This is a genomic window from Yersinia massiliensis, assembly GCF_003048255.1.
Lineage (GTDB): Bacteria > Pseudomonadota > Gammaproteobacteria > Enterobacterales > Enterobacteriaceae > Yersinia > Yersinia massiliensis_A.
The window spans coordinates 238,983-262,568 of the sequence record NZ_CP028487.1 but is presented as its reverse complement, the minus strand read 5'-3'; the positions used below and the strand labels follow the sequence as shown (position 1 = coordinate 262,568).

The following is a 23,586-nucleotide window of genomic DNA, read 5'->3' as shown; positions in this document are numbered from 1 at the left end:
ACTCTCGGTACCGGTTTTCTCACGCAGGTTTGTAAACCATAAATTTCTGGGGCCGACATGAAATGGCAACGGGTTATTTATCATCCTGAAGTGAACTACGCGTTACGCCAAACATTGGTGCTCTGTCTTCCCGCCGCCCTCGGGTTTGCCCTTGGCGAGCTGCGGCTCGGATTGATGTTTGCTCTGATCCCTGCTTGCTGCAATATTGCGGCGCTGGATACTCCCCATCAGCATTTTTTCCGCCGTCTGATTATTGGTGGCGCACTCTTCACGTTGACCAGCTTCCTGACGCAGCAATTACTGCTGTGGCACATTCCCTTGCCGTGGATCATGTTAGGGCTGGCGCTGCTGCTCGGTGTTAATGGCGCGATCAGCCCGCTCCATGGCCGCTTATTACCTGCCGCGTTAATTGCCGCCATCTTTAGCCTCAGCATGGTGGACCGTGCGCCTATCTGGCAAGCGCCACTGTTGTGCGCGGTAGGAACGCTCTGGTACGGCGTCTTTAATTGGTTGTGGTTTCGGCTCTGCAAAGACCAGCCCATTCGCGAGCCTCTAAGTCAACTATATGATTTACTAGCAGATTATTGTGACGCTAAATATAATTTTTTATCACAGCATATAGAGCCAGAAAAAGCCCTCCCGCCGCTGCTCGATCGACAGCAAAAGATAATGGATAAAATTAATCAGCTTTATCAACAATTTAATCTTATTAAAAATGCGACGAAGAAAGAGCAAAAACGGCTGTTGGGGTTATTTCAGATGGCGCTCGATCTGCAGGAGCATGTTACTGCGGCGCTGAATCAGCCGGAGAAAGTACAAGCATTGGTGGAACACAGTCAAATTGAAGCCGTCTTGAGCCGCAACGCCCAAGTTATCGTGGCTCAGTTGCGCACTATTGCTGATGACATTCTCTATCATCATCATGCGACAAACCATTTCACCACCGGCGATGCACTCATTGAGCTAGAGGAGATCGCCCAGCAGCACCCCGATAATCCTGTGGCACAATTTTGCTACTACCATATCCGCCAAATTGACCAACTTCTGAGTAATCGACGTCCCCTGTACGATCGTGAGCTGATGTCAGGGCAACAACAGCAACCCTTATGGTCCGCGATCGTCAGCTATCTGTCGTTTAACTCCACAGCATTGCGCGATGCAGCCCGATTAGGCGTCACACTAGCCGCTGGCAGCTATATTGGGGCATTGATGCAGTTGCCAAAACCCTACTGGATCTTACTTACCGTGATGCTGGTAACGCAAAACGGTTATAACGCCACGAGAGTCCGCATTCATCACCGCGCCCTCGGCACTTTGGTCGGGCTGATTTTAGCCGCGGGCTTATTGCATCTACGTATGCCGGAAGGGACGACACTGAGCATTATGCTGCTCATCACATTGGCAGCCACGCTTGTGCAACGTAAGAACTACGGGCTATCGGTCATCGGTAGAACCATCACAGCGGTGTATATTTTGCAGTTGCTGACAGGCGAGGGGGCTGACTTTTTAGTCCCACGTCTACTGGATACTTTGATCGGGTGCGCACTGGCCTTTGCCAGCGCATTATGGCTGTGGCCACAGTGGCAAAACGGGTTACTGCGTAAGAATGCCCATCAGGCACTGAGCGCTTATCAGAATATCCTACGCTTACTGCTAGCGCCGACGCCACCGGATGTTGCCCAGCTATCTTATGATCGCATTCAGGTCAATAAAGCCAGTAATGCCGTGCTCAGCTCGCTGAATCAGGCGATGCGAGAACCGGGTTTCAACTCTCAATATTTGGCGGATATGCAGCTATGGGCAACCCATAGTGAGCTGATTGCGGCCCATATCAATGAGATGACTATCTTGACGCGAAAACACCTTTCCATTGAATCCACGCCATCTGCCGGCACCCCTCATTTGATGATGAGCACCAAACAAGCCACGGATTATTTGCAGTTATGCGAGATGGCGATTCAGCAATGCCAGCAGCGGTTGGAATCTGACAGCCTTGGTGGAGACACTGACTTTGTTCAATTACCTCAAGTGGCCTCTGATACACAACTTTCTGAAATGGAACGTAATTTGCGGCGGATACTCGCGCATCTCAGTGTCATGCATACCGTTTCAGCCATGGCTTGGCAGCGGCAACCGCATCATGGTATTTGGCGAAGTAAGAAGTGACGAGATTCAGCGTGATCAGAAAGAATGGGAGGCATATCGAGAGCGTTACGACCGCATTTTTCCGAATGAAGCAAGGTTGAATAATACTCTCTTCGATTTTGTAGAATATTTTCACCGGCGTCGGTTTGAATAATATACTTAACAGTAAGTCCCCCCTCATTTAATAGGTACATTACGATGCCTATATATCTTTCTCCTATACATTCAGCGCTGTCAGGCTCCGCTGCCGATGAAAGCCACCGCAATAATCCTGACTTGAAGCATTTATTGACTTCTTCTGTTAAAAGAAAATCATGCCAGGTTCATTACTCCCTTTTTGCCAGATATATAGTCATTGCATTTTTATTGATGCTGATTGAGGGGACTACGTATGCCGCAGTGACAATTGATGGTGGGCAGATAATGACGGTGCCAGGTTCAGAAGCCTCACCTTTTGATGCCGGCGGTAATTTGACAGTGGGGGTCACCACAAACGGAGAACTTCATATTTCAAACGGGGGGAGGGTATCAAGTGACTATGGTTTTATTGGTTACAATGCTGGTGCGACAGGAATAGCCACCGTCGATGGTTTGGGATCGAAATGGAACAATTCTGGTGTTTTGAATGTGGGCCATTTAGGCAGCGGAACACTTATTATCACCAATGGCGGTATCGTGTCAGATGAGGATCCTGGTACCCCAGACATTCCAGTAATAAATGCTATTGGCAACCTAGTAGGGAGTACAGGAAACGTCACAATAACCGGTTCTGGATCGCAATGGATAAACGCTTCCAATATTAATGTAGGCAGTGAAGGTAGTGGTACGTTGCTGGTTGAAAATGGCGGTATAGCTATCGCGGGAAATGACGGCATTATCGGCTATCGAGCAAGTAGCACAGGCGCTGTCACAATAACTGGCCCTGGATCGCAGTGGAATATCATGGCTGGAATAGCGACGGGATTCCAAGGCAACGGCACACTGAATATCGTCGATGGTGGTTTAGTGTCTGTGATGAAGAACAGTTACATTGGTTTATATCCTACCGGTGTCGGCGTGGTAACGGTGAGTGGCACAGGATCACAGTGGCATAATGCCAACAACTTGACCGTGGGAGGAGACGGCGACGGGACATTGTTGATTGAAAATAGTGGTCTGGTCAGTGCCAGACAGATTTTTGGTCAGGGAACCCTGTCACTTGATAATGGCACACTGCAAGCCCGCGCCTCAAATGCTAATTTCATCAGTTTCACTGGGGCAGGCGTCTTCGAACTGTTGGCCGGTGGGGGTACCATCGATTCCAACGGATTTGACATTGGCGCCAATAGCGTCATCTCCGGTATCGGGTCTCTGACTAAAACGGGGATGGGTACACTGACACTGGACTCGGTCAACACCTATACGGGAGATACCCTTATCAACCAGGGAACATTGGCCGTCACCGCCACGGGCAATATTGCCGCCAGTCATGTATTCGTCGCGACAACTGGCACCTTGGCTGGAGAGGGGATCGTCGGCAGTACCGTTAATGCGGGGATAGTAGCTCCAGGCATGTCCTCTGTGGGTTCCCTTACTGTCGCTGGAAATTATACGGGTAATACCGGTCAGTTGCATATCGAGACCCAACTCGGAGATGATAATTCTCCGACAGACCATCTGGCCATTATGGGCAATGCGGATGGCAACACTGCCGTTAAAGTCACCAATCTCGGTGGCCTCGGGGCTCAAACTGTCAACGGTATCAATATTATTGGTGTCGGTGGACTAGCAGCGGATGACACCTTCTCACTGGCGGGCGATTACATCACTGCCGATGGTCAGCAGGCTGTTATTGGGGGGGCGTATGCCTATACCCTGCATGCCAGCGGGAATGCCGCAACGGCGGGGCGAGACTGGTACCTCTTTTCAACCTTAGACAACCCGCTAGAGCCGCAGGAGCCAGACGGGGGTTCTGGCCCACGTTATCAGGCGGGGGTGCCATTATATGAGCAATATCCTCAGATATTGGCCGCCTTAAATACGCTACCGACACTACAACAGCGGGTCGGTAATCATTACTGGTCACAAAAGGCCGTATCAGAACAGGCCCCAAACAACCTTGATGATACCCCGTGGGCATGGGGCCGTATCGACGGTCAGCATCAGGTCACGTCCCCTGCCAGCTCGACCAGCAGTTCGGCGCGTGACATCAATGTGTGGAAACTCCAGACGGGGATAGATGTGCCGTTACATCAGAGTCAGGACGGTTCATTGCTGATCGGAGGGGTAAACTTCACCTATGGCAAGGCAGACGCGGATATTAACTCTTACTTTGGTTATGGTTCAATTGACACATCGGCTTATGGTCTGGGTGCTTCTCTGACCTGGTATGGCAATGACGGTGTGTATGTGGATGGGCAGGTACAAACCCTGTGGTTTGACAGTGACGTAAACTCCGGCACGGAGGGGCACGCCGTTGCCAACGGCAACCGTGGTCGTGGCTATGCGACGTCATTGGAAACCGGCAAGCGTTATTCTCTGGGTAACGGACTCTCGTTGACACCCCAGATACAACTCATCTACTCACGGGTGAATTTCGATCCCTTCAGCGACCCCTATGGCAGCCAGGTGTCTCTGGAGGAGGGTGACAGTCTGCGCGCCAGAGCCGGTGTCTCGCTGGATAAAGAAACCGCGTGGGTCGCTAAAGATGGCACAACCAGCCGCGCCCATTTCTACACCAACCTCGACCTGTATAACGAGTTCCTTAACGGAACCAAGACTCGAGTTTCTGGGGTTGATTTTACTGCCCGAGATGAGCGCCAGTCGGTCGGTATAGGGGCAGGAGTCACCCAAGAATGGCAAAATGGGCGTTATGTTCTTTACGGCAATGTTAACCTGCTGACCGCCCCCCATAATATGGGTAACAATTATGCTCTTGGGGGGACAGTGGGACTGCGTGTCAGTTGGTAATCAGCCTGAGAGGTGGTTGTGTCACATTAAGCGGTTCTGTCGCATTTTTGTCGTTCAAGACAGTTGCTCAGTTCCCCGCCAGTTTCTCCCTTAACAAACGTGGACCATCAACCCCGTATTTTGCGTAAATATGCTGCCTGTGGCCATAAACCGTCTTAGGCCCAATACCCAAACAAATACCAATGTCCTTGTTGGCGACATTTAACACGATGTAAGGCAGAACCTCAGCCTCTCTTCGGGTCAATACCACAGGGGCTGATACCTCCGCCATCCATCGGGGAGCTGCCTCTGTCACCCCCCCAGCAAAAATCAACCGCTGAAGCGCCGCCTTCAGACGCACTATCGAGTCACATTTACTCAGGGTCTGCGCCGAAACATGCCGGTACGCATCGAAGACCACCGTATCTCGAGCCTCCTTGCAAAAAATGAGCAGCGACTGTTGGGGACAATGCACACCATGAAAAACCGCCATCTGATGAGGGACCGAAACACCATCAACATCGAAAATCCCCACCGGTGACCTACCTCGCCTCATCCTCTCCTGAAAATCCCCCAAGGAACGACACACCGTGATGTCTGTCCCTCTGCCTCCACAAACTGACTGCAGGATATCATTCACGGTTTGCATCAGCGCAAAACGAATTAAGTCACAACGACTGAAAATAATAATATTTATCATAAGTGAACATTTCATCCCTATAGACGGGTGTGAACAGCCACGCTGAAACAGACTGAAGTTTTATCGACCTTATGTGTTAATTAATTGCATTCAACTTTAACAATGACAACAGCTATATATACAATCTAATGATATAAGCCCTCTTTATCTGTTCGTCAAAGAGCAATAGACTTAATTTATATCATTTGCTTTCAGTAATTCAAGTTATCACCCCTGAATAAACACATCACCTATACCTTTACCCCATAAATGAACCCCATCATACATTTTAACTATACATATATTTACAATAATATGAGAGGCTCTGCCAATACTGGTATCAGTAATGAGAATGATTACCTTCAATTGTTAATTTTAATTCCCTCCATGTTTTATTCACCTTGGCAGTTTAATCGTCTAGAGACTGAATTAATAGCGCGTCTATTTATCAGCAGACGGAGCACTACATTAATATTCTTTTGTTTTAAGATAATACTGGGATTCAAAGTATGTAGATATTTTGTAGCCAAAATGTTAGCCATGGATTCCACCTAAGAATATATCCTTATTAATGATAATGTTACGTTAACCCCCGAGACAGGAAAAGCCCCTATTTCTTGTGCTTTTTAGACGGAATTAGCGATAAAATATGTATCACAAAAAAGTCAATAAGGTGCTCATTAACCTTTTTGTAGGAATCGTCCTCAGAATTACCTTATATTTAGAACATCCCATAAACAGATAATCATCTGAATTAAATTCCCCATTTGAAATATAAAAGTGCATTTTTTGGTAAATGCGATCTAAATAACTGCACATTAATCGTTTAAACGAAGTTATATCCCGCACAAATGTTGTGACGTAGAGTTTAGATCTGAATAAAATGGTTATTACAGATTATTAGATCGTGTATCATCACATTCACAGTCATTTACATTGATAGTGACTTATACAGATATCGTATTGAATGACCTGTGAAATCGGAAAGTAATGTAACGTCATCATATCGTTTAGATTATCTAAAACTGGCTCAAAAATAATGTATTGATAGGGTATTAAATTTGAAATGGATACGTACCCGCCGATATTGAGGATTAATTCTTCGATAGTCATTTCTGTCGGGTTAATTATCGAATCCGCCTGTAATGATGAATCAAGTCACCACGTTAAAAGAGGTCAACTTACTTCACTGCGCGTCTATTAATACATATTAACCGGCGTAATAAGTCGCCGGACTGTCCTTATTTTGCCATACAACCACCAGACTAAAGAAAGACAACAATAATCGCCAGGGGTCCGCACTTTCTCCACGGAGAATAACGTCCCATTGTTAACCGGGAGGCGACGACCCCCGTTAATCCAAGGAACTGAGTCAATGATAAACCCCCCTCGCCTTTCTGTTATTGCCTCAGTGCTTGCAGGAAGTGGCCTCCTCGCTCTGGGACTCTTACCCGCTACCGGCCATGCCGAGGCCACCGCCACCCGCCTCTATACCGTAGAAAGTCGAACCAGCCTCTACCAGCTCGCCCTGCAAAGTGGCCTGCAAATGGCCGAACTGCGTCACCTCAACCACGGCAGCCTCGACCGTCGCGACACTCTAGAGGCCGGTGAGAGCCTGCTGCTCCCAGCCAGCTCCCCCTTGTTTCCCACCGAGCCTCCCACCGGCGGCGTGTTAGTCAGCGACCTGCCCGAACTGGGCATGGGTAATGACGCGTTGCCCCCATCAGAGGCGGGCGCAATGAAGGTGGCTGGAACCTTGCAAAGTGTGGGTGCCCAAGACTGGAATGGCATGACTCAGAGCCAAGTCAAAAATCAGGCAGGAAGCTGGGCAAAATCTCAGGTCATGACCCCGTTGCAACAGCAGGCACAGGACCTGCTGGGGAAGTTTGGTCAGGCACAGGTCAGTATTGCCGTCGATGACCACGGCGATTTCAGTAAAAGCACCTTCTCACTGTTTACCCCCTGGTATGAGAATGACGCCATAGTGGCCTTCTCTCAAGTTGGCATTCATGACCAAGACAACCGCACCATCGGTAACTTCGGCGCCGGTCTGCGTTGGGACCGCGGCACTTGGTTGCTCGGCTACAACACCTTCCTTGATCAGGACTTCAGCCGCAACCACAGTCGTCTGGGTCTGGGGGCGGAATTGTGGACTGAGTCTCTGAGACTGGCCACCAACTATTACCACCCGCTTTCTGGCTGGAAAGATTCCAAAGATTTTGATGATTATCTGGAGCGCCCGGCAAAAGGGTTTGATGTCCGGCTGCAGGGCTACCTGCCCGCTTACCCACATCTGGGGGCCTCGGCGGTGTACGAACAATACTATGGCGATGAAGTTGCCCTGTTCGGCAAGGATCACCTGCAAAAAGACCCGCGAGCGGTCACGCTGGGACTGGATTACACCCCATTCCCGCTGGCCACATTGAAGGTCAGTCACAAGGAGGGTCAGCAGGGACACAACGAAGCTCAGGTTGACCTGCAAATGAACTACCAGATAGGCACCCCACTGAACAAACAGCTTGACCCGAGCAATGTTGCGGCCATGCGCACACTGATGGGTAGTCGCTATGATCGGGTTGACCGTAATTATGACATCGTCTTGGAGTACAAAGAAAAAGCCGGTTTGCTGATGCTGGACCTAGCGGCTGTTCCGGCCACTCTGCTGGAAGGGGACGTGCATATCATGCAGCCTCTGGTCAACGGCAAATACCGGATAACTGGCGTGAGCTGGCAGGGGGACGTCGTCCCGCTAGCCCTGCTGGCGACAGCCGGACTCGATAACCCGCAGGGGTGGCAAATCACTCTTCCAGCCTGGGACCCGGCCTCCACAGCAACCAACCGCTATCAACTGGCCCTCACCGTGGTGGATGAGAAAGGCCGCCAAGCCACCTCGAATCCGGTCGATATTCTGGTGGGTCAGCAGCGTCAGGGTCAACTGGTGCTGGAAAGTGCGAACAGCGCCCCCGCCTCCGGTCTGGCCATCGACACCCTGTCCCTCGCCGCCCATCTGGTGAACCACCAGGGACAGCCCATCAATGACCCGCTGCTCACCCCCACTTGGCGGGTGACCGACACCAGTGGTGCCCCCGTGGACTGGGTTGCCCCAGACGCCGCCTGTCCGGTGGATGGATTGGGCGTCCCTCAGCCCTGTGTCCAGTTGGTTCGCATACAGACCGAGGTACGCAGCGGCATCAATCACTATGTGGCTGAACTGGTTAGTACCCTGCCGGGCACCTTTAAGGTGCAGGCTGACCTAGGGGCCTACGGAATAACCGCGCCCCAGACGCTCAACTTTACCCCCAGCAGTGCTCAGGTCGTACGGGCCGAAATTCAGGACCCACTGGGCGTGGACATCCTGACCAGTGGCGACAGTCCGAAGGTGGGGGTGCTTTACACCGTGAAACTGTTTGATGCGGGCAATGTGGACATCACAGCCAATGTTCCGGCCACCGATATGCACTGGGCACTGGACGGGACCAACTCCGCGGGCTGTACCATCACGCTAAACAACCATGATACCGGAGTGACGGGGTATCAGTTTACCCCGCGCGTCAACGCCAGCAGTAACAGCGGCGTGGCCTGTGGCGACCAGGGCTTTGGATTGAAGGTGAACTGGTAGATCGGGACGCGATACACACATTAATGCTGGCGCAGCGCCAGACACAGACACAGACACAGACACAGACAAGGATAACGAATGAACAGGTACACAGCACCGTTTAGGGTCAGGACACTGGTTCTGGCCATGGCGCTCACCGGCGGGGTGATGAGCACCGCCCAAGCGGCCAGTACCCCCACCACCGCGTCGGTACAGGGAAGTGCCCCAGTACTGAGTGCCCCGTCCAACAGCGCAGTAGGAGCGGTGGATTTTAGCGGGACCTACGCGACCGCGGGCAGTCTGACCACCGGTGACACATTGGTGATGACCTATGACTATAACGACAGCGACGGTGATCTGGACAACTCACTGAGCACCGTGGTCTGGAGTTACCTTGACGCCGGCACCGGCTTGCCCGTCACCATCACGGCCGTCAATGTCCCAGCCGCTACCCCAGGCGGGAGCGGCACCTCGACCATTGTCGTGCCGGCGGGGGCCATAGGAGCCATGGCCATCAGCGTGACGCTGATCGAGCGTTCAGCCACTGGGGATCCGCTAAGCGGGAACACCCTGAACATCGGTGATATCAGTACCGGGGGCGGTGGAACGTCCACAGTGCCACCGGGTCCGATTGTGCCGGGCGGTAATGTGGCGGGGGGGATCTTCCTGCAATCTGACACCCCAACGGCCGGCAGCGGGGCCACTGATTACACCCGAAGCAGTGCCCATCCACAGGTGGGGGCGACTTACGTGTTCCGGGCCTGGGATGACAGCAACGGTAATGGCGTATGGGATGCAGGTGAAGCCAACCTGACGGCGACCCTGAGCAGTATCCAGTGGCAGTTGGACGGCACGAACAGTACCGCGAATGGCACCAGTACGGCGATGACCCTGAGCAACCATGTCATTTCGGGGGCGACCAGTGACAGCTATGCCGTGCCGGTCAACATTCTCTCCAGCTCCGGAGCGGCCCCAGGCGACCAGGGCTTCACTCTCAAGGTGGAGTTTAACTAGCGCCGGGGATGTTCAGGCGTTCTAACCGATAGGGTGCCGGACGGTGGCACCTTTACCGATGATTAACACAGAGAAGCAGAGACTAAAAACGATGCACAAGACAAAACCCTTTACATTGAAAAAACTGGTGCTGGCATTGGCGATAGCCGGTTACACCATGGGCAGTGCCTATGCGGTGCTGACCTTGCCGACGGGCACCATTCAGGGAACCGCACCGGTACTGAGCGCGCCGTCCAACAGTGCACTCCATGCAGTTGACCTGAGCAGCAGTGCGGTGGGCGCCACACTGGCTACCGGTGACACCATCACCCTGACCTATGACTATGCGGATACGGACGGGGATGCGGATGCATCTACGGCCCATGTGAATTGGTACTTCGTCAATAGCGGGGTTGATACTCCGATTACCGCTGTGGTGAACACCCCGTCCACTGCGGGAGGTACCGGCACCAGTGTTATGACCCTTCCGGCTACGGCGTTGGGGGCAGATGCGATAAAAGTGGTGATACAGGAGTACTCGGCCACGGGTGATCCGGTAGCGGGTTCGACCATAACGATAGATGACACCAATGTCGGTGGTGGCGGAACCACGACCCCACCAGGGCCGATTGCTCCGGGTGCGGGCGTCACGGCGGGTATCTACCTCAGTACAGATACGACCTTCACCACCAACCTGATTGGCACGGCCACCAACCTGAATGTGGGCGAGAGCTATGTGTTCAAACTGTGGGATGACACCACATCCGCAGACCTGACCAGCAATGTCACCTACAACTGGCGTCTGCTGGGTACCAGTGCGACTGACGGGACCACGGCACCGGCGACGGGTTTTGTCACCAGCGTCACCGATGGCAACTTCACTGTACCGACCAATACTCAGCCAGACGGTACCGCGCTAACCGGTTCAGCCGACGGTGCACAGGGCTTCAACCTGGCGGTGGATTACAACTAAACCACAACGACAACGACAACGACAACGACACGGGCAGAGAAATCTGCCCGTGCACAGAAGGCCTGCTGTCAGCAATGACAGTGATGGCCTGTGTGCCTGCCCGCGGGCACACAGGCCATCAGTCGAACCGGCAAGTGCCGGTGACTGGGCAGAGATACTCAGGTAACAGACAGCGGCAGGAAAAGGACGCAGCGTGATGAGAGAGGCGAAGACTGGGACGGGCCGTGGTTGGCTGAGGGGCACCGTGCTGGCCGTGATAATGGCACTGGTCGCTGGCCCGACATTGGCAGTCCTAAGTGACAGTACCGACCGGATACAGGGCACACCACCCACAGGGACAGTGACGCTGCAGGCGTTGCTCCCGGACGGGACCACGATGGTGGCTGACAGTGCCACGCTGGGATGGGCGCTGATTCCGAACCAATTCTCCGTCTCGCCGACAGTGAACAACCAGACACTGTCGGATGCAGACGGGGATACCGGGCTCAGTGCAATACCAGACCTGTCATCCGCCACCCTGAACTGGACGCACAACGGCACGCCACTGACGCCAGCTCAACTGGCGGCACCATTAGGGAACAACTTCGCGGGTGAGACATTGGCACTGACGGTAGAGGCCCCAGTAACCTTCCGTAGTGTCACCGGATTGCCGGCCATGGGCGTTCCTCTGCATATCAGCTCCCCTTACACACTGCAGGTTGCGGTGGTTATTCCTGCTCAGTTAGATATCAGTCTGGACAGCCCCACAGCCTATGTGGAGGGCGGAACCATCATGGCGACAGTCACCGCCAGAGACAATGTGGGCGATCCACTACCCGGCACTGAAATCCGATTTTTATCAACAGGGGGGCAAGACAGACAAAATGGGTTCGGCCCCTGGGACGGGATAAATGGTCCCTTGTTCCTTAATGATACTACGATTGCCAGCGCTGGAACCTTTACGACAGATGCGAATGGGCAGGTTGTGGTCGCGGTAACGAACCCGCAAGGCCTAGGCCTGAGAAGGACGTTGTCGGTGCAATCCGTCTCAGCCCCCTCGGTGTTCGGCTTTACGGACGTGACGTTTGCCATCATCACCAGCCCGGACACCCCACAAGCCCAAATGTTTGGCCATATGTCGGAGACGGTAACAGCTAACGGCGTGACATTCAGACGCCCGAACCTGGACGCGGAGTTGGCCGGCGATAGTGCGGGATACGCAGAAAACAACGAGACCTGGGGCAGGTACGATTACGCCTCAGCCATCGGGCGAGTCTGTGGCAGCGAACCCAATTTACCCACCAGACCGGAGTTGGAGGCCCTGTACGCGGCATACCCGAGCTACGAGATGAATACGGTTCAGGGTTGGCCGCTCAGCGTCGTATATCGTTCCTCGACGATAGTTAGCGGGAGTTTACACGATAGTGTCTTCTTGAACGATGGCAGCAGCAGCCCCTTTCTCTTTACGGGCAGTTACTATGTGGCCTGTCGTTAGGGTCATTTCGGATTTCATTTTTTAGTTTTTAACGTTTCCTTGTTAACGGGGTGACAGAAATGGGTAGTAAACCCAGATAACAGATAGGCGACAAGCGACAGGAAAAGGACACAGCGTGATGAGAGAGACGAAGACCGGGACGGGCCGTGGTTGGCTGAGGGGAACCGCACTGGCCGTGATAATGGCACTGGTCGCCGGCCCGACAGGGGCAGTCCTGAGTGACAGCACCGACCGGATACACGGCACGCCGCCCACGGGGACGGTGACGCTGCAGGCGTTGCACCCGGACGGCACCACGCTGGTGGCTGACAATGCCACGCTGGGATGGGCGCTGATTCCGAACCAGTTCTCCGTCTCGCCGACAGTGAACAACCAGACACTGTCGGATGCAGACGGGGATACCGGGCTCAGTGCAATACCAGACCTGCCATCTGCCACCCTGAGCTGGACGCACAACGGCACACCACTGACACAGGCCCAACTGGCTGCCCCACTGGGGAATAACTTTGCAGGTCAGGCACTGGCGTTAAATGTCAGTATGCCGATGACGGTCAGCAGCGTGACAGGCTTGCCCACCACGGCGGGGCCCCAGGTCGTCACAACTCTCTATACGGTGAATGTGGATGTTCCACCGACACTGAGCATCGACTTTGACAGCGATACAGCGTTTGTGGAGGGCGGCGTCATCAATATGACGGTCACCGCCAGAAGCAGCAGTGGTACTCCTGCGCCCGGGACAGTCATCCGTTTTGACACTAGCGGGCATCCGTCTGACCGGAAGGGCAACACCTGGACGGGCGTCAATGGCCCACTGCAACTGGACGGACAAGATATTGGGACCCAGACATTTACGACAGGAGCCGACGGTCGGGTTGTCATCCCGGTAACCCACCCTGGCGGAGTAGGGGTAAAAACACCGTTCGTGGCGATGACGGGGGCCGGAGCAGTCGGTGCAGAAGTCACGTTCGCCATCGTAACGAGCCCGGATGTTCCGCAGGCGAGAATGTTTGGCCATATGGCGGAGACGGTCACGGCCAATGGCGTGACATTCAGGCGTCCGTACCTGAACACGGAGGTGACTGGTGACGCCGTGTACACCCAAAACAACGAAACCTGGGGCCTGTACAATTACGCCTCGGCCATCGGGCGAGTCTGCAGCAGCGAAGCTAATCTGCCAACCCGACCGGAGTTGGAGGACCTGTATGCGGCATATCCAAGCAACACGATGATGACGGTTCAGGGTTGGCCGACCTACGACGCTTATCGCGCCTCGACGATAGGTAGCGAGGGATATCACTATGTCGTCAACTTGGGAAGTAGCAACGCCTACAGCTTCAGCGATACGTACAGCACCTTTGTGGCCTGTCGTTAGGTGATTTCGGGTTTCACTTTTTAGTTTTTAACGTTTCCTTTTAACGGGGTGACAGAAATAGGTAGTAAACCCAGGCAACAGATAAGCAATAAGCAACAAGCGACAGGAGAGGAATACAGCGTGATGAGCAAAACGAAGACCGGGACCGGCCGTGGTTGGCTGAGGGGAATGGTGCTGACCGTGACAATGGTACTGGTCGCAGGCCCGACATTGGCGGTGTTGAGTGACAGTACCGACCGGATACACGGCACGCCGCCCACGGGGACGGTGACGCTGCAGGCGTTGCACCCGGACGGGACTACGGTGGTGGCAAACAATGCCGCTCTGGGATGGGCACTGGTCCCGAACCAGTTCTCCGTCTCGCCGACGGTAGTCAACCAGACACTGTCGGATGCGGACGGGGATACCGGGCTCAGTGCAATAACAGACCTGTCATCCGCCACCCTGAACTGGACGCACAACGGCACGCCACTGACGCCGGCCCAACTGGCGGCTCCGCTGGGGTCTAACTTCGCAGGTCAGGCGCTGGCACTGGTGGTAAATGCCCCGGTGACCCTCAGCAGCGTGACAGGTTTGCCCACCACAGCGGGGCCACTGCCCGTCACGACCCCCTATACGGTAAACGTGGATGTTCCACCGCTCTTGAGCGTTGAGCTGGACAATGACTCAGCATTTGTGGAAGGGGGAGTCATCAATATGACCATCACGGCAAGGGACACCAGCGGCAATCCGGCTCCCGGTACCAATATCAATGTGGGTAACGGAGGATCGATTGACCGTCAGGGCAACAGCAATGGCTGGACCAATAATGGTTTCCTGTTGTTGGATGGGACACCCTTATCATCTGGACTAATGCCCTTTACGACAGGTGCGAATGGGCAGGTCGTGGTCGCGGTGACGCACCCAGGAGGAGCGGGGGTGAAAACGACCATTGTTGTGGTAGCGGCGGGAAATCCTACTCCAGCCTCTGCCGATGTGACGTTTAGCATCCTAACGAGCCCAGATACTCCGCTGGCAAGAATGTTTGGCCATATGTCAGAGACGATAACCGCTAACGGCGTGACATTTAAGCGGCCTAATCTCGATGCAGAGATGGCTAGCGATGGCGACGATTCAGCGTACCCCCTGAGTAACGAGATATGGGGCCGGTACAACTACGCCTCGGCCATCGGGCGGGTCTGCGGCAGTGAGTCTAACTTGCCCACAGTGACGGAGTTACTAGACCTGTATGCGGTGTACCCTTCCGACAGCTTGGCGGCAGTCCATGGATGGCCGACGACAGTATTTGTATTTTACCGTTCCTCCACAGTCGTTACCGAGGGCGATTTCGTAGGCAATCACTTAGGTGTCGAATTCTCGTATGGGAATTACGGGCACAACGGACCCAACAGCGATATGGCCAATAACTTTGTGATGTGTCATTAGGGTAATGTCGGATTTCACTTTTTGATACCAGCGTCTGAACTCACTCATCATCCGCATCGCCTGCACCACAGCAGGCTGATGTTGGGTTTGCTCATAACGCCAGTGAAGCCGTGACCGGTAATTGGTTTGCGCCCAGGGTGCCACTGACTGGCAATACCGGACAGCGATGAATAACAACTAAATGAGATGAAAGATGGCCAGCGCCACAGAGAAAAAACAGGTGATTATTCAGCACCCTTGCGTGTTTACCCGCGGGAGCCTGAAACACATACTCACGCATTCATCAAAAGCCTCACCGGCTACCGTGGTGGCCAGTGTTGCTACCCTAGCCGACTGTGATCGGCCGTTGCAGCGTTTTCCGGACACGCACCTGATTATCCTCAATCTCCAGAACAGGGATGCCACCGCCGATATCAGCCTGAGCCATAGGATCAGTCATTTACGCGAACACTATCCCCGCTGCCGAGTCATCATTATCGCAGAGGCGTTTTGTGTTCGTCTGTTGAGGCAATATTTCTATCACGTCAGCCAGGTGTGTGCCGTGATAGCTCGGCAGGCTCCCCTGAGTGAATTTATCACACAGATAAACACCGCTTTCTTCCCGCGACTGTACCCCAAATGGAGACAGCCGGTGAGATTGACTTATCAGGAGCGGATGATATTGACCCTGTTGCTGCGGGGGCGGTCAAACAACGCTATCGCCGATTACCTGTGTTTGAGCAACAAAACCATCAGCTACCATAAACGCAGTGTGATGAACAAATTGGGCTTTCTAGCGCCCCCTGAAGGGGCTGCGAGCGAGGACGATTCACCGACCCAGTTCTTTAACCACGCCATTGTCCATTTATCTTTTGTCTTAGCAGCGATGGCCTGTGATGAAAAGAATATGTCGTGAACTCAGCCCCCATTCACCAAACTCGCGATCGCTTTTTCTAAGCGCGCCATACCTTGTTGGATATCCTCTCGCTCAACCACCAGCGAAGGGGCTAACCGCAACACATCTGGGCCGGCATTGAGGATCATCAAACCATTGGCTGCCGACGCTGTCAGGAATTCACGGGCACGACCACGGTATTGCGGCGTTAATTCAGCACCAATCAGTAGCCCCATGCCGCGAATATCACTGAACACCTTGTACTTGCGGTTAATCTCTTGTAATGCCTGCACAAACAAGCCGTGGCGCAGTTCAATCCCATCAAGAACCTCTGGGGTATTAATCACATCTAACGCCGCCTCGGCGACGGCACATGCCAGAGGATTTCCGCCATAGGTGGTACCATGAGTCCCCACAGCCATCACCGAGGCAATTTCTTCGGTGGTCAGCATCGCGCTGATAGGGAAGCCCCCTCCCAACGCTTTCGCCGTGGTGAGAATATCCGGTGTCACGCCATAATGCATATAGGTAAACAGCTTGCCACTACGGCCCATCCCACTTTGCACTTCATCGAACACCAGCAGCGCCTTGTGTTGGTCACAAAGCTCACGCACACCTTGCAAAAATTCTGGGGTCGCAGCAGTGATCCCACCTTCCCCTTGGATAGGTTCCAGTACGACGGCACAGGTATGATCATCCATCACCGCTTTCACTGCGGCTAAATCATTAAATGGCACATGGATGATATCCGCCGGTTTCGGGCCAAAACCATCGGAATACTTGGGTTGCCCGCCCACCGAGACGGTAAACAAGGTCCGCCCGTGGAAAGCATTGTGGAAAGCAATGATTTTGGTTTTATACGGACTATGGCGCTCAATGGCGTAATGACGGGCCAGCTTAAAGGCAGCTTCGTTAGCTTCTCCGCCTGAATTGGCGAAAAATACCCGATCAGCAAACGTCGCCGCGATCAGTTTTTGTGCCAAACGCAGAGCGGGTTCATTGGTAAAGACATTGCTGGTATGCCATAACGTCTCACCTTGCTGATTCAAAGCCGCGACCAACGCCGGATGGCAATGGCCTAGCGCAGTAACCGCAATCCCCCCCGCAAAATCAATATATTCGGTCCCTTGCTGATCCCAAACACGGCTCCCTTTCCCTTTGACAGGAATGAATTGTGCTGGTGCATAAACAGGCAAAATAACCTGATCGAATGTACTGCGACTAACTGCTGGTTTATCTGCCATTACACTGCCCACCTTTAGAAACCCATTGAGCCGCCAACCATTGGCGAAGTGAAATTATAATCACAAAATATGCATAAAAAATCACAATCAAGCAAACAAAAAGATCACATAATGGAGAAGATCAACTCAACGCATTAATTTTTAAGAAAATTTGCTAATAATTGATGACCTTGCTCGCTGAGGATACTCTCCGGATGAAACTGCACGCCCTCCAGTGGCAGTGTCCGATGGCGAATCCCCATGATCTCATCCACCTTCCCCGCTTGCTCAGTCCATGCGGTTAATTCAAAACACGCAGGCAGTGACTCTGCGTCAATGATTAATGAGTGATAGCGGGTCACCGTTAGCGGCTGATTAAGCCCTTGAAAAACCCCTTGATTGCTGTGACAAATGGCCGTGGTCTTGCCATGCATGACTTGCCGCGCCCGCACAATGCGAGCACCAAAAGCCTGCCCGAGTGCTTGATGGCCCAAGCAAACCCCCAAGATCGGCAATTTGTCGGCAAAATGGCTGATCGCCGCCAAGGAAATCCCCGCTTCATTCGGTGTACAGGGGCCGGGGGAGATCACCAAATGTGAAGGCGATAATGCTTCAATATCAGTCAGTTGTATTTCATCATTACGCTTCACCACCACCTGCGCACCCAGCTCACAAAAATACTGATAGAGGTTGTAGGTAAATGAATCGTAATTATCAATTAATAACAGCATGGATAACCTAACTTACTCAATGAACAGATTGTCATAAACCTTAGTCACAACATGATTTAACACAAAACAGAGCATTAGCGCTTACGCCCGCCGGTAATAGAACCCAATACACCACGTAGAATTTGTCGGCCGAGATCACGAGCCATACTTTTCGCGGCAGTTTGGACAATACCATCGCGTTTGCCGCCACGCGGGCCAGTAGAGCCAAACAGTAAGTCATTTAGCCCACCCATCAAGCCACCGCCGCCGTTATTCTGGTGCTCGGCGGGTTGCTCAGAGTCTTTTACTTCCCCTGATGCAGCATCACCTAGGGTAGAAAAACCGCCTGTGGATAATTTCTCATAGGCCGATTCGCGATCGACCATCTCTTCATAGCGGCCATAGAGCGGGGAATGATTGATCGCATGATTACGTGCAGCCGCATCCAGTGCGCCCATTTTTGATTGCGGCGCGATAACCATCCCTCGTTCCACCACATTTGGACGCCCTTTCTCATCGAGGAAAGAGATCAGCGCTTCACCCACAGCCAATTCAGTAATCACTTGTTCAGCACTAAAGGCCGGATTGGCTCGCATTGTTTGCGCTGCTGCTTTCACTGCTTTTTGGTCACGTGGCGTGAAGGCCCGTAACGCATGTTGCACGCGATTACCTAATTGGCCGAGGATCTTATCGGGAATATCCAACGGGTTTTGCGTCACGAAATAAACACCGACCCCTTTTGAGCGGATCAGTCTGACCACTTGCTCAACTTTATCCACCAATGCCGTGGGCGCATCAGTGAAAAGCAAATGGGCTTCGTCAAAGAAAAACACCAGCTTAGGCTTATCGACATCGCCTACTTCCGGCAGTTGCTCGAACAGCTCCGACAATAACCAAAGCAAAAAAATGGCATATAACTTGGGTTGATTAATCAACCGATCTGCCGCCAGTAGATTGATAATCCCCTGCCCGTGACGGTCAGTTTGCATTAAATCGTGGATATCCAGCATCGGCTCACCAAAGAATTGATTGGCACCCTGCTCTTCTAAGGTCAGCAAACCACGTTGAATCGCACCAATAGAGGCTGGCGTAATATTGCCGTATTGAGTGCGGTACTGTTTAGCGTTGTCACCCACGAATTGCACGATGGCACGCAGGTCTTTCATGTCTAGCAGGAGCAGGCCGTTATCATCCGCGATTTTAAAAACGATCTGCAACACGCCGCTTTGTACGTCATTCAAATCAAGCAACCGACCCAGCAGCAAGGGGCCAAGGTCAGAAATGGTTGCACGGATCGGATGACCTTTTTCGGCGAAAATATCCCAAGGAATAATCGGGCATGCTTGAGGTTGCCAATCAGTGACACCTATCGCCGCCAGACGGGCTTGCAGTTTCTCTGAAGCGACACCTTCCGCACCAATGCCAGAGAGATCCCCTTTTACATCGGCTAAGAAAACCGGCACGCCAATGCGAGAGAATTGCTCAGCCATTTTTTGTAAGGTGACGGTTTTACCGGTTCCCGTTGCACCGGTAATCAAACCATGGCGGTTTGCCAGTGCCGATAAAATCACCAAGTCTTGCGCTGGCAGTGCTTTCCCGATCAGTAATGTTTCGCTCATAAACCACTCACCTCAACGTCGCTAGATAATTGATTATAAGCTTGCTATTTGGGGGCACGGATTAATTTATGACAGAAATGGGATTTTAGAGGCGTTAATCAGCCCTCAAGAAAGAAGGCTGATCGTTCGGCGATTAAGGCAACACTTTCGCGGACAAGATAGTGATGGGTTTCACTGGCACGTTTTGATACGGCCCAACGTTTTCGGTTTGGACTTGAGAGATTTTATCTACCACATCCATGCCTTTGACCACTTTACCAAACACAGCATAACCGAAGTCACGCTGACCATGATCGAGGAAAGCGTTATCTGCCACGTTAAGGAAGAATTGGCTGGTGGCGCTATCTTTATCTGCGGTACGGGCCATTGAGATGGTGCCACGCAGGTTACGCAAGCCATTATCCGCTTCGTTTTTGATTGGCGTTTTAGCGGTCTTTTGTTTGAAATCAGCGGTGAAACCACCACCTTGCACCATAAAGCCCGGAATGACACGGTGGAAAATGGTGTTGTTGTAGTAGCCGTTGTTGACGTAATCAACGAAGTTTTGTGTTGAGATTGGTGCCTTCTGACTATTGAGTTCTAACTCAATATTCCCAGCGGACGTCGTTAACAACACATGAGGCTCACCCGCCGCTAAAGCAGCTGGTGCCACGGCGCTAAGAGAGCAAAGTGCGACGAAGGTCACTAAAGTACGTTTAAACATTAACGGTTCCTTTCTGTAGGGTACAAACAGCGGGAAAGCGCTTCGATTCTAGAGAGCTAACCCACGCAATGCCACCCATTTACGGATATTTACGTAACAAAATGCGCATTTTCGATGAAAACCCGCCATCACTGTGATTAGGCAGCATAATCGCAACTAATTAATCAAATTAACCCATCAAGACATGCCAGTTCAACAATGGAATTCTGTAAGCGAGATCACGTCTTACAGATCTTCTTATCCATGACCTGCCATTTTTGCGAGAAATATCCCACTTTGTTTTTGGTTTAGCGTTAATCTGCCTACAAATGAGAGCGCTCTCATTTCTAATTCACCCATTTTGAGGCCAGATGATGAAATCCTTTAAAATTGCCATTATTGGTGGCGGTAGTAGTTACACCCCTGAGTTGGTTGACGGTCTGATTCAGCGCATTGACCAGTTACCCGTCACTGAGTTGGCATTGGCAGATGTAGAATTAGGGCGCCAAAAAGTAGAGATTATTGCCGCGCTAACGCGAAGAATGCTGGATCGACATGGATTGGAGCAAGTCAAAGTCAGTGTTCACTTCTCGCTGGAAAGTGCTATCGAAGGGGCTAGCTTTGTTCTCACTCAATTCCGCGTCGGCCAGCTCCCTGCACGGGCGGCTGATGAACGTCTGGGGCTGAAATATCAGATGCTAGGGCAGGAAACAACAGGGGTTGGTGGCTTTGCTAAAGCCTTACGTACTATTCCTGTAATGCTAGATATCGCCGCAAAAGTTGAACAACTGGCGCCTGACGCTTGGATCATTAACTTCACCAATCCCGCGGGGATCGTCACTGAAGCGGTGACTCGCTATAGCAAAGCAAAAATTATTGGTTTGTGTAACGTTCCCATCAGCATGCACCATATGATCGCCAATTTACTGCAAGCACCCTATGAAGATATCCAACTGCGCTTTGCTGGCCTAAACCACATGGTGTGGGTGCATGAAGTCTTACAGCGTGGTAAAAATGTCACCGGCGACGTGATGGATATGCTGTGTAACGGTGCATCGCTGACCATGAACAACATTAAAGAAGCACCATGGCCGCCTGAATTCCTGCGGGCAATGGGGGCGATTCCTTGCCCGTATCACCGCTATTTCTACCAGACTAAGGATATGCTGGCTGAAGAAATGGCTGCCGCTGCCGAGCGTGGTACACGTGCAGAACAGGTGATGCAGGTCGAAAAAGAGTTATTTGATTTGTATGCTGACCCACACCTTGACAGCAAACCCGAGCAGCTTAGCTTCCGTGGTGGATCATTTTATTCTGAAGTTGCATTAGAACTTATTCGTGCTATTTATAATAATTTGGGCACTCAATTAGTTGTGAATACGACAAATCGCGGGGCGATTCGCGGTTTATCTGACAACTCTGTGGTAGAAACCAACTGTATTGTTGATGCACAAGGTGCTCATCCACTCACTTTCGGCCCCCTACCCGTGTCAATGCATGGGTTGACGCAGCAAGTAAAAGCCTATGAACGTCTGACCATTGAAGCGGCAGTCCACGGTGACCGTCAGAGTGCCTTGTTGGCATTAGTGACCAACCCACTGATTGCAAATGCCAGCGTCGCTGAGTCATTGCTGGAAGAGGTTTTACAGGTCAATAAGCCTTACTTGCCTCAGTTCGCGGATTTGTAGTATTAACAAATTTTATATTCCAATTTATTGGCGTTGCAGGTGAGAAATAAGCAGCGGCCTCGAAGAGGCGAGGCCCATGGACAGGGCCAAATAACGCGTGTAACCAACACAAACTGCAACTTGAAAGACTGATGGGTATAGGGGAGTCAGAAATGGTCACACTGGAAGATGTCGCGGTATTAGCCGGGGTTTCCCGCGCTACGGTTTCCCGCGTGGTCAACGGTGATACCAATGTCAAACCCCTCACGCGTGAGAAAGTTGAACAAGCGGTGGCGGTGTTAGGTTACACCCCAAACCCTGCCGCGCGCGCCTTGGCCTCCAGCCAAAGTCATACCCTCGGGCTGGTCACAACATCCTATCGCGGCGGTTTCTTTGGTGCGCTAATGGATTTTGTGCAAACAGAAACTGAGTCTCAGGGTAAGCAGCTATTAGTCACTCAAGGGCGGGATAATGCCGAGAAAGAGTGGCAGGCCATTCAGCGCCTATATAACTTACGTTGTGACGGGTTAATCCTCCATGTCCGATTTCTCAGTGACGAAAAGCTGCGTCAATTGGCTGCCGCAGGGCGTTCATTCGTCTTACTTGACCGGTTAGTCCCTGGCCTCGAAGCGCGTTGCGTGACCTTCGATCACCGCCGTGCGAGCCAAATGGCAACTCAGGTGCTTATCGACGCGGGCCACCGACGTATTGCCTGCATCAGTGGCGCGGCGCAACGTCATTCCAGCGGGTTACGCCGAGAAGGATTTATCGATGCCATGCAATCGGCGGGATTAACACCTGTCGCCTGTGTGGAAGGTGTTTATGATCTGGAAAGCGGCTACCAACGCGCTGATGAGATCCTCAATCTAGCGCAGTTACCGACCGCCATCTATTGTTGCAATGAAGAGATGGCCATTGGTGCGCTGCTCGCAATCAACAAGCATCACTTACAGGTACCGCAAGATATTTCGTTGGTTTGCTACGACAGTGGAGAGCGCGCACCTTTTGTGTCCCCTGCGCTCACAAGCCTGCATTTTCCCATCGTAGAAATGGCGCAATATGCCACGCAATTATTGATTAACCCGCAGACTCCCCCTGCTAGCTTCTCACCCTCAATTATCATGCGTGAATCAGTGATGCCGCCACGCGAGCGCGATTAGTCGCCACAATAATTAATCTTCGCAACAATAATAAGCAGGAAAAAACAGTGTGGCAGCCAACTGC

The 23,586-nt window shown here is 52.3% G+C and carries 15 protein-coding genes and 2 pseudogenes; 12 read left to right on the top strand and 5 right to left on the bottom strand.

Features of this window, described 5'->3' with window-relative positions:
• Positions 1 to 57 precede the first annotated feature (57 nt).
• The 3 genes and pseudogenes from DA391_RS01070 to DA391_RS24660 all read left to right on the top strand — a co-directional run.
• Positions 58 to 2,166 carry a YccS/YhfK family putative transporter gene (locus tag DA391_RS01070; protein ID WP_057645131.1) on the top strand — a complete coding sequence of 703 codons (2,109 nt, stop codon included), beginning with the start codon at positions 58 to 60 and terminating at the stop codon, positions 2,164 to 2,166.
• A gap of 177 nt (positions 2,167 to 2,343) precedes the next feature.
• Positions 2,344 to 3,252, top strand: a pseudogene (locus DA391_RS24665) (hypothetical protein); the annotation flags it as partial.
• A gap of 225 nt (positions 3,253 to 3,477) precedes the next feature.
• Positions 3,478 to 5,094 (top strand): annotated as a pseudogene (locus tag DA391_RS24660) (autotransporter outer membrane beta-barrel domain-containing protein); the annotation flags it as partial.
• Between the two features lie 67 nt (positions 5,095 to 5,161).
• Here the strand turns inward: DA391_RS24660 and DA391_RS01060 are convergent.
• Positions 5,162 to 5,773, bottom strand: coding sequence for a helix-turn-helix transcriptional regulator (locus tag DA391_RS01060; protein ID WP_050083059.1), 612 nt, complete (start codon positions 5,771 to 5,773; stop codon positions 5,162 to 5,164).
• A 1,354-nt stretch (positions 5,774 to 7,127) separates the two neighbouring features.
• Here DA391_RS01060 and DA391_RS01055 point away from each other — a divergent pair.
• From DA391_RS01055 to DA391_RS01025, 7 genes are all read left to right on the top strand, one after another.
• Entirely contained in the window at positions 7,128 to 9,371 is a 2,244-nt protein-coding gene (locus DA391_RS01055; RefSeq protein ID WP_108087273.1) for an inverse autotransporter beta domain-containing protein, read from the top strand.
• Between the two features lie 78 nt (positions 9,372 to 9,449).
• Complete coding sequence (locus DA391_RS01050) at positions 9,450 to 10,364, top strand: SinI family autotransporter-associated protein (RefSeq protein WP_057650896.1); 915 nt, start codon at positions 9,450 to 9,452, stop codon at positions 10,362 to 10,364.
• Between the two features lie 91 nt (positions 10,365 to 10,455).
• Positions 10,456 to 11,316, top strand: coding sequence for a SinI family autotransporter-associated protein (locus DA391_RS01045; RefSeq protein WP_050083053.1), 861 nt, complete (start codon positions 10,456 to 10,458; stop codon positions 11,314 to 11,316).
• Positions 11,317 to 11,512: 196 nt separating this feature from the next.
• Entirely contained in the window at positions 11,513 to 12,790 is a 1,278-nt protein-coding gene (locus DA391_RS01040; RefSeq protein ID WP_108087272.1) for an adhesion domain-containing protein, read from the top strand.
• A 181-nt stretch (positions 12,791 to 12,971) separates the two neighbouring features.
• Positions 12,972 to 14,162, top strand: coding sequence for an adhesion domain-containing protein (locus DA391_RS01035; RefSeq protein ID WP_159074548.1), 1,191 nt, complete (start codon positions 12,972 to 12,974; stop codon positions 14,160 to 14,162).
• A 123-nt stretch (positions 14,163 to 14,285) separates the two neighbouring features.
• The gene (locus DA391_RS01030; RefSeq protein WP_108087270.1) at positions 14,286 to 15,587 is read left to right on the top strand and encodes an adhesion domain-containing protein; all 1,302 of its coding nucleotides are present in this window, start codon (positions 14,286 to 14,288) and stop codon (positions 15,585 to 15,587) included.
• A 193-nt stretch (positions 15,588 to 15,780) separates the two neighbouring features.
• Positions 15,781 to 16,482, top strand: a complete 702-nt coding sequence (locus DA391_RS01025; RefSeq protein WP_050286785.1) for a helix-turn-helix transcriptional regulator — start codon at positions 15,781 to 15,783, stop codon at positions 16,480 to 16,482.
• A gap of 2 nt (positions 16,483 to 16,484) precedes the next feature.
• Here the strand turns inward: DA391_RS01025 and argD are convergent, their stop codons facing one another.
• The 4 genes from argD to ppiA all read right to left on the bottom strand — a co-directional run bounded on the left by argD (position 16,485) and on the right by ppiA (position 20,716).
• On the bottom strand, positions 16,485 to 17,705 hold the full coding sequence (gene argD / locus DA391_RS01020; protein ID WP_050083043.1) for a bifunctional acetylornithine/succinyldiaminopimelate transaminase: 1,221 nt from the start codon (positions 17,703 to 17,705) through the stop codon (positions 16,485 to 16,487).
• 134 nt (positions 17,706 to 17,839) lie between these two features.
• Positions 17,840 to 18,415 (bottom strand): aminodeoxychorismate synthase component II, encoded by a 576-nt coding sequence (locus DA391_RS01015; RefSeq protein WP_108087269.1) that lies wholly within the window; start codon positions 18,413 to 18,415, stop codon positions 17,840 to 17,842.
• Positions 18,416 to 18,489: 74 nt separating this feature from the next.
• On the bottom strand, positions 18,490 to 20,013 hold the full coding sequence (locus tag DA391_RS01010) for a helicase HerA-like domain-containing protein (protein ID WP_108087268.1): 1,524 nt from the start codon (positions 20,011 to 20,013) through the stop codon (positions 18,490 to 18,492).
• Positions 20,014 to 20,146: 133 nt separating this feature from the next.
• Complete coding sequence (ppiA, locus tag DA391_RS01005) at positions 20,147 to 20,716, bottom strand: peptidylprolyl isomerase A (protein WP_050083038.1); 570 nt, start codon at positions 20,714 to 20,716, stop codon at positions 20,147 to 20,149.
• Between the two features lie 353 nt (positions 20,717 to 21,069).
• Between ppiA and DA391_RS01000 the strand changes: the two genes are divergently transcribed.
• Together DA391_RS01000 and DA391_RS00995 are read left to right on the top strand one after the other, a co-directional pair.
• Positions 21,070 to 22,383, top strand: coding sequence for a 6-phospho-beta-glucosidase (locus DA391_RS01000; protein WP_050083108.1), 1,314 nt, complete (start codon positions 21,070 to 21,072; stop codon positions 22,381 to 22,383).
• A 152-nt stretch (positions 22,384 to 22,535) separates the two neighbouring features.
• On the top strand, positions 22,536 to 23,522 hold the full coding sequence (locus tag DA391_RS00995; protein ID WP_050083036.1) for a LacI family DNA-binding transcriptional regulator: 987 nt from the start codon (positions 22,536 to 22,538) through the stop codon (positions 23,520 to 23,522).
• Positions 23,523 to 23,586: the final 64 nt, after the last annotated feature.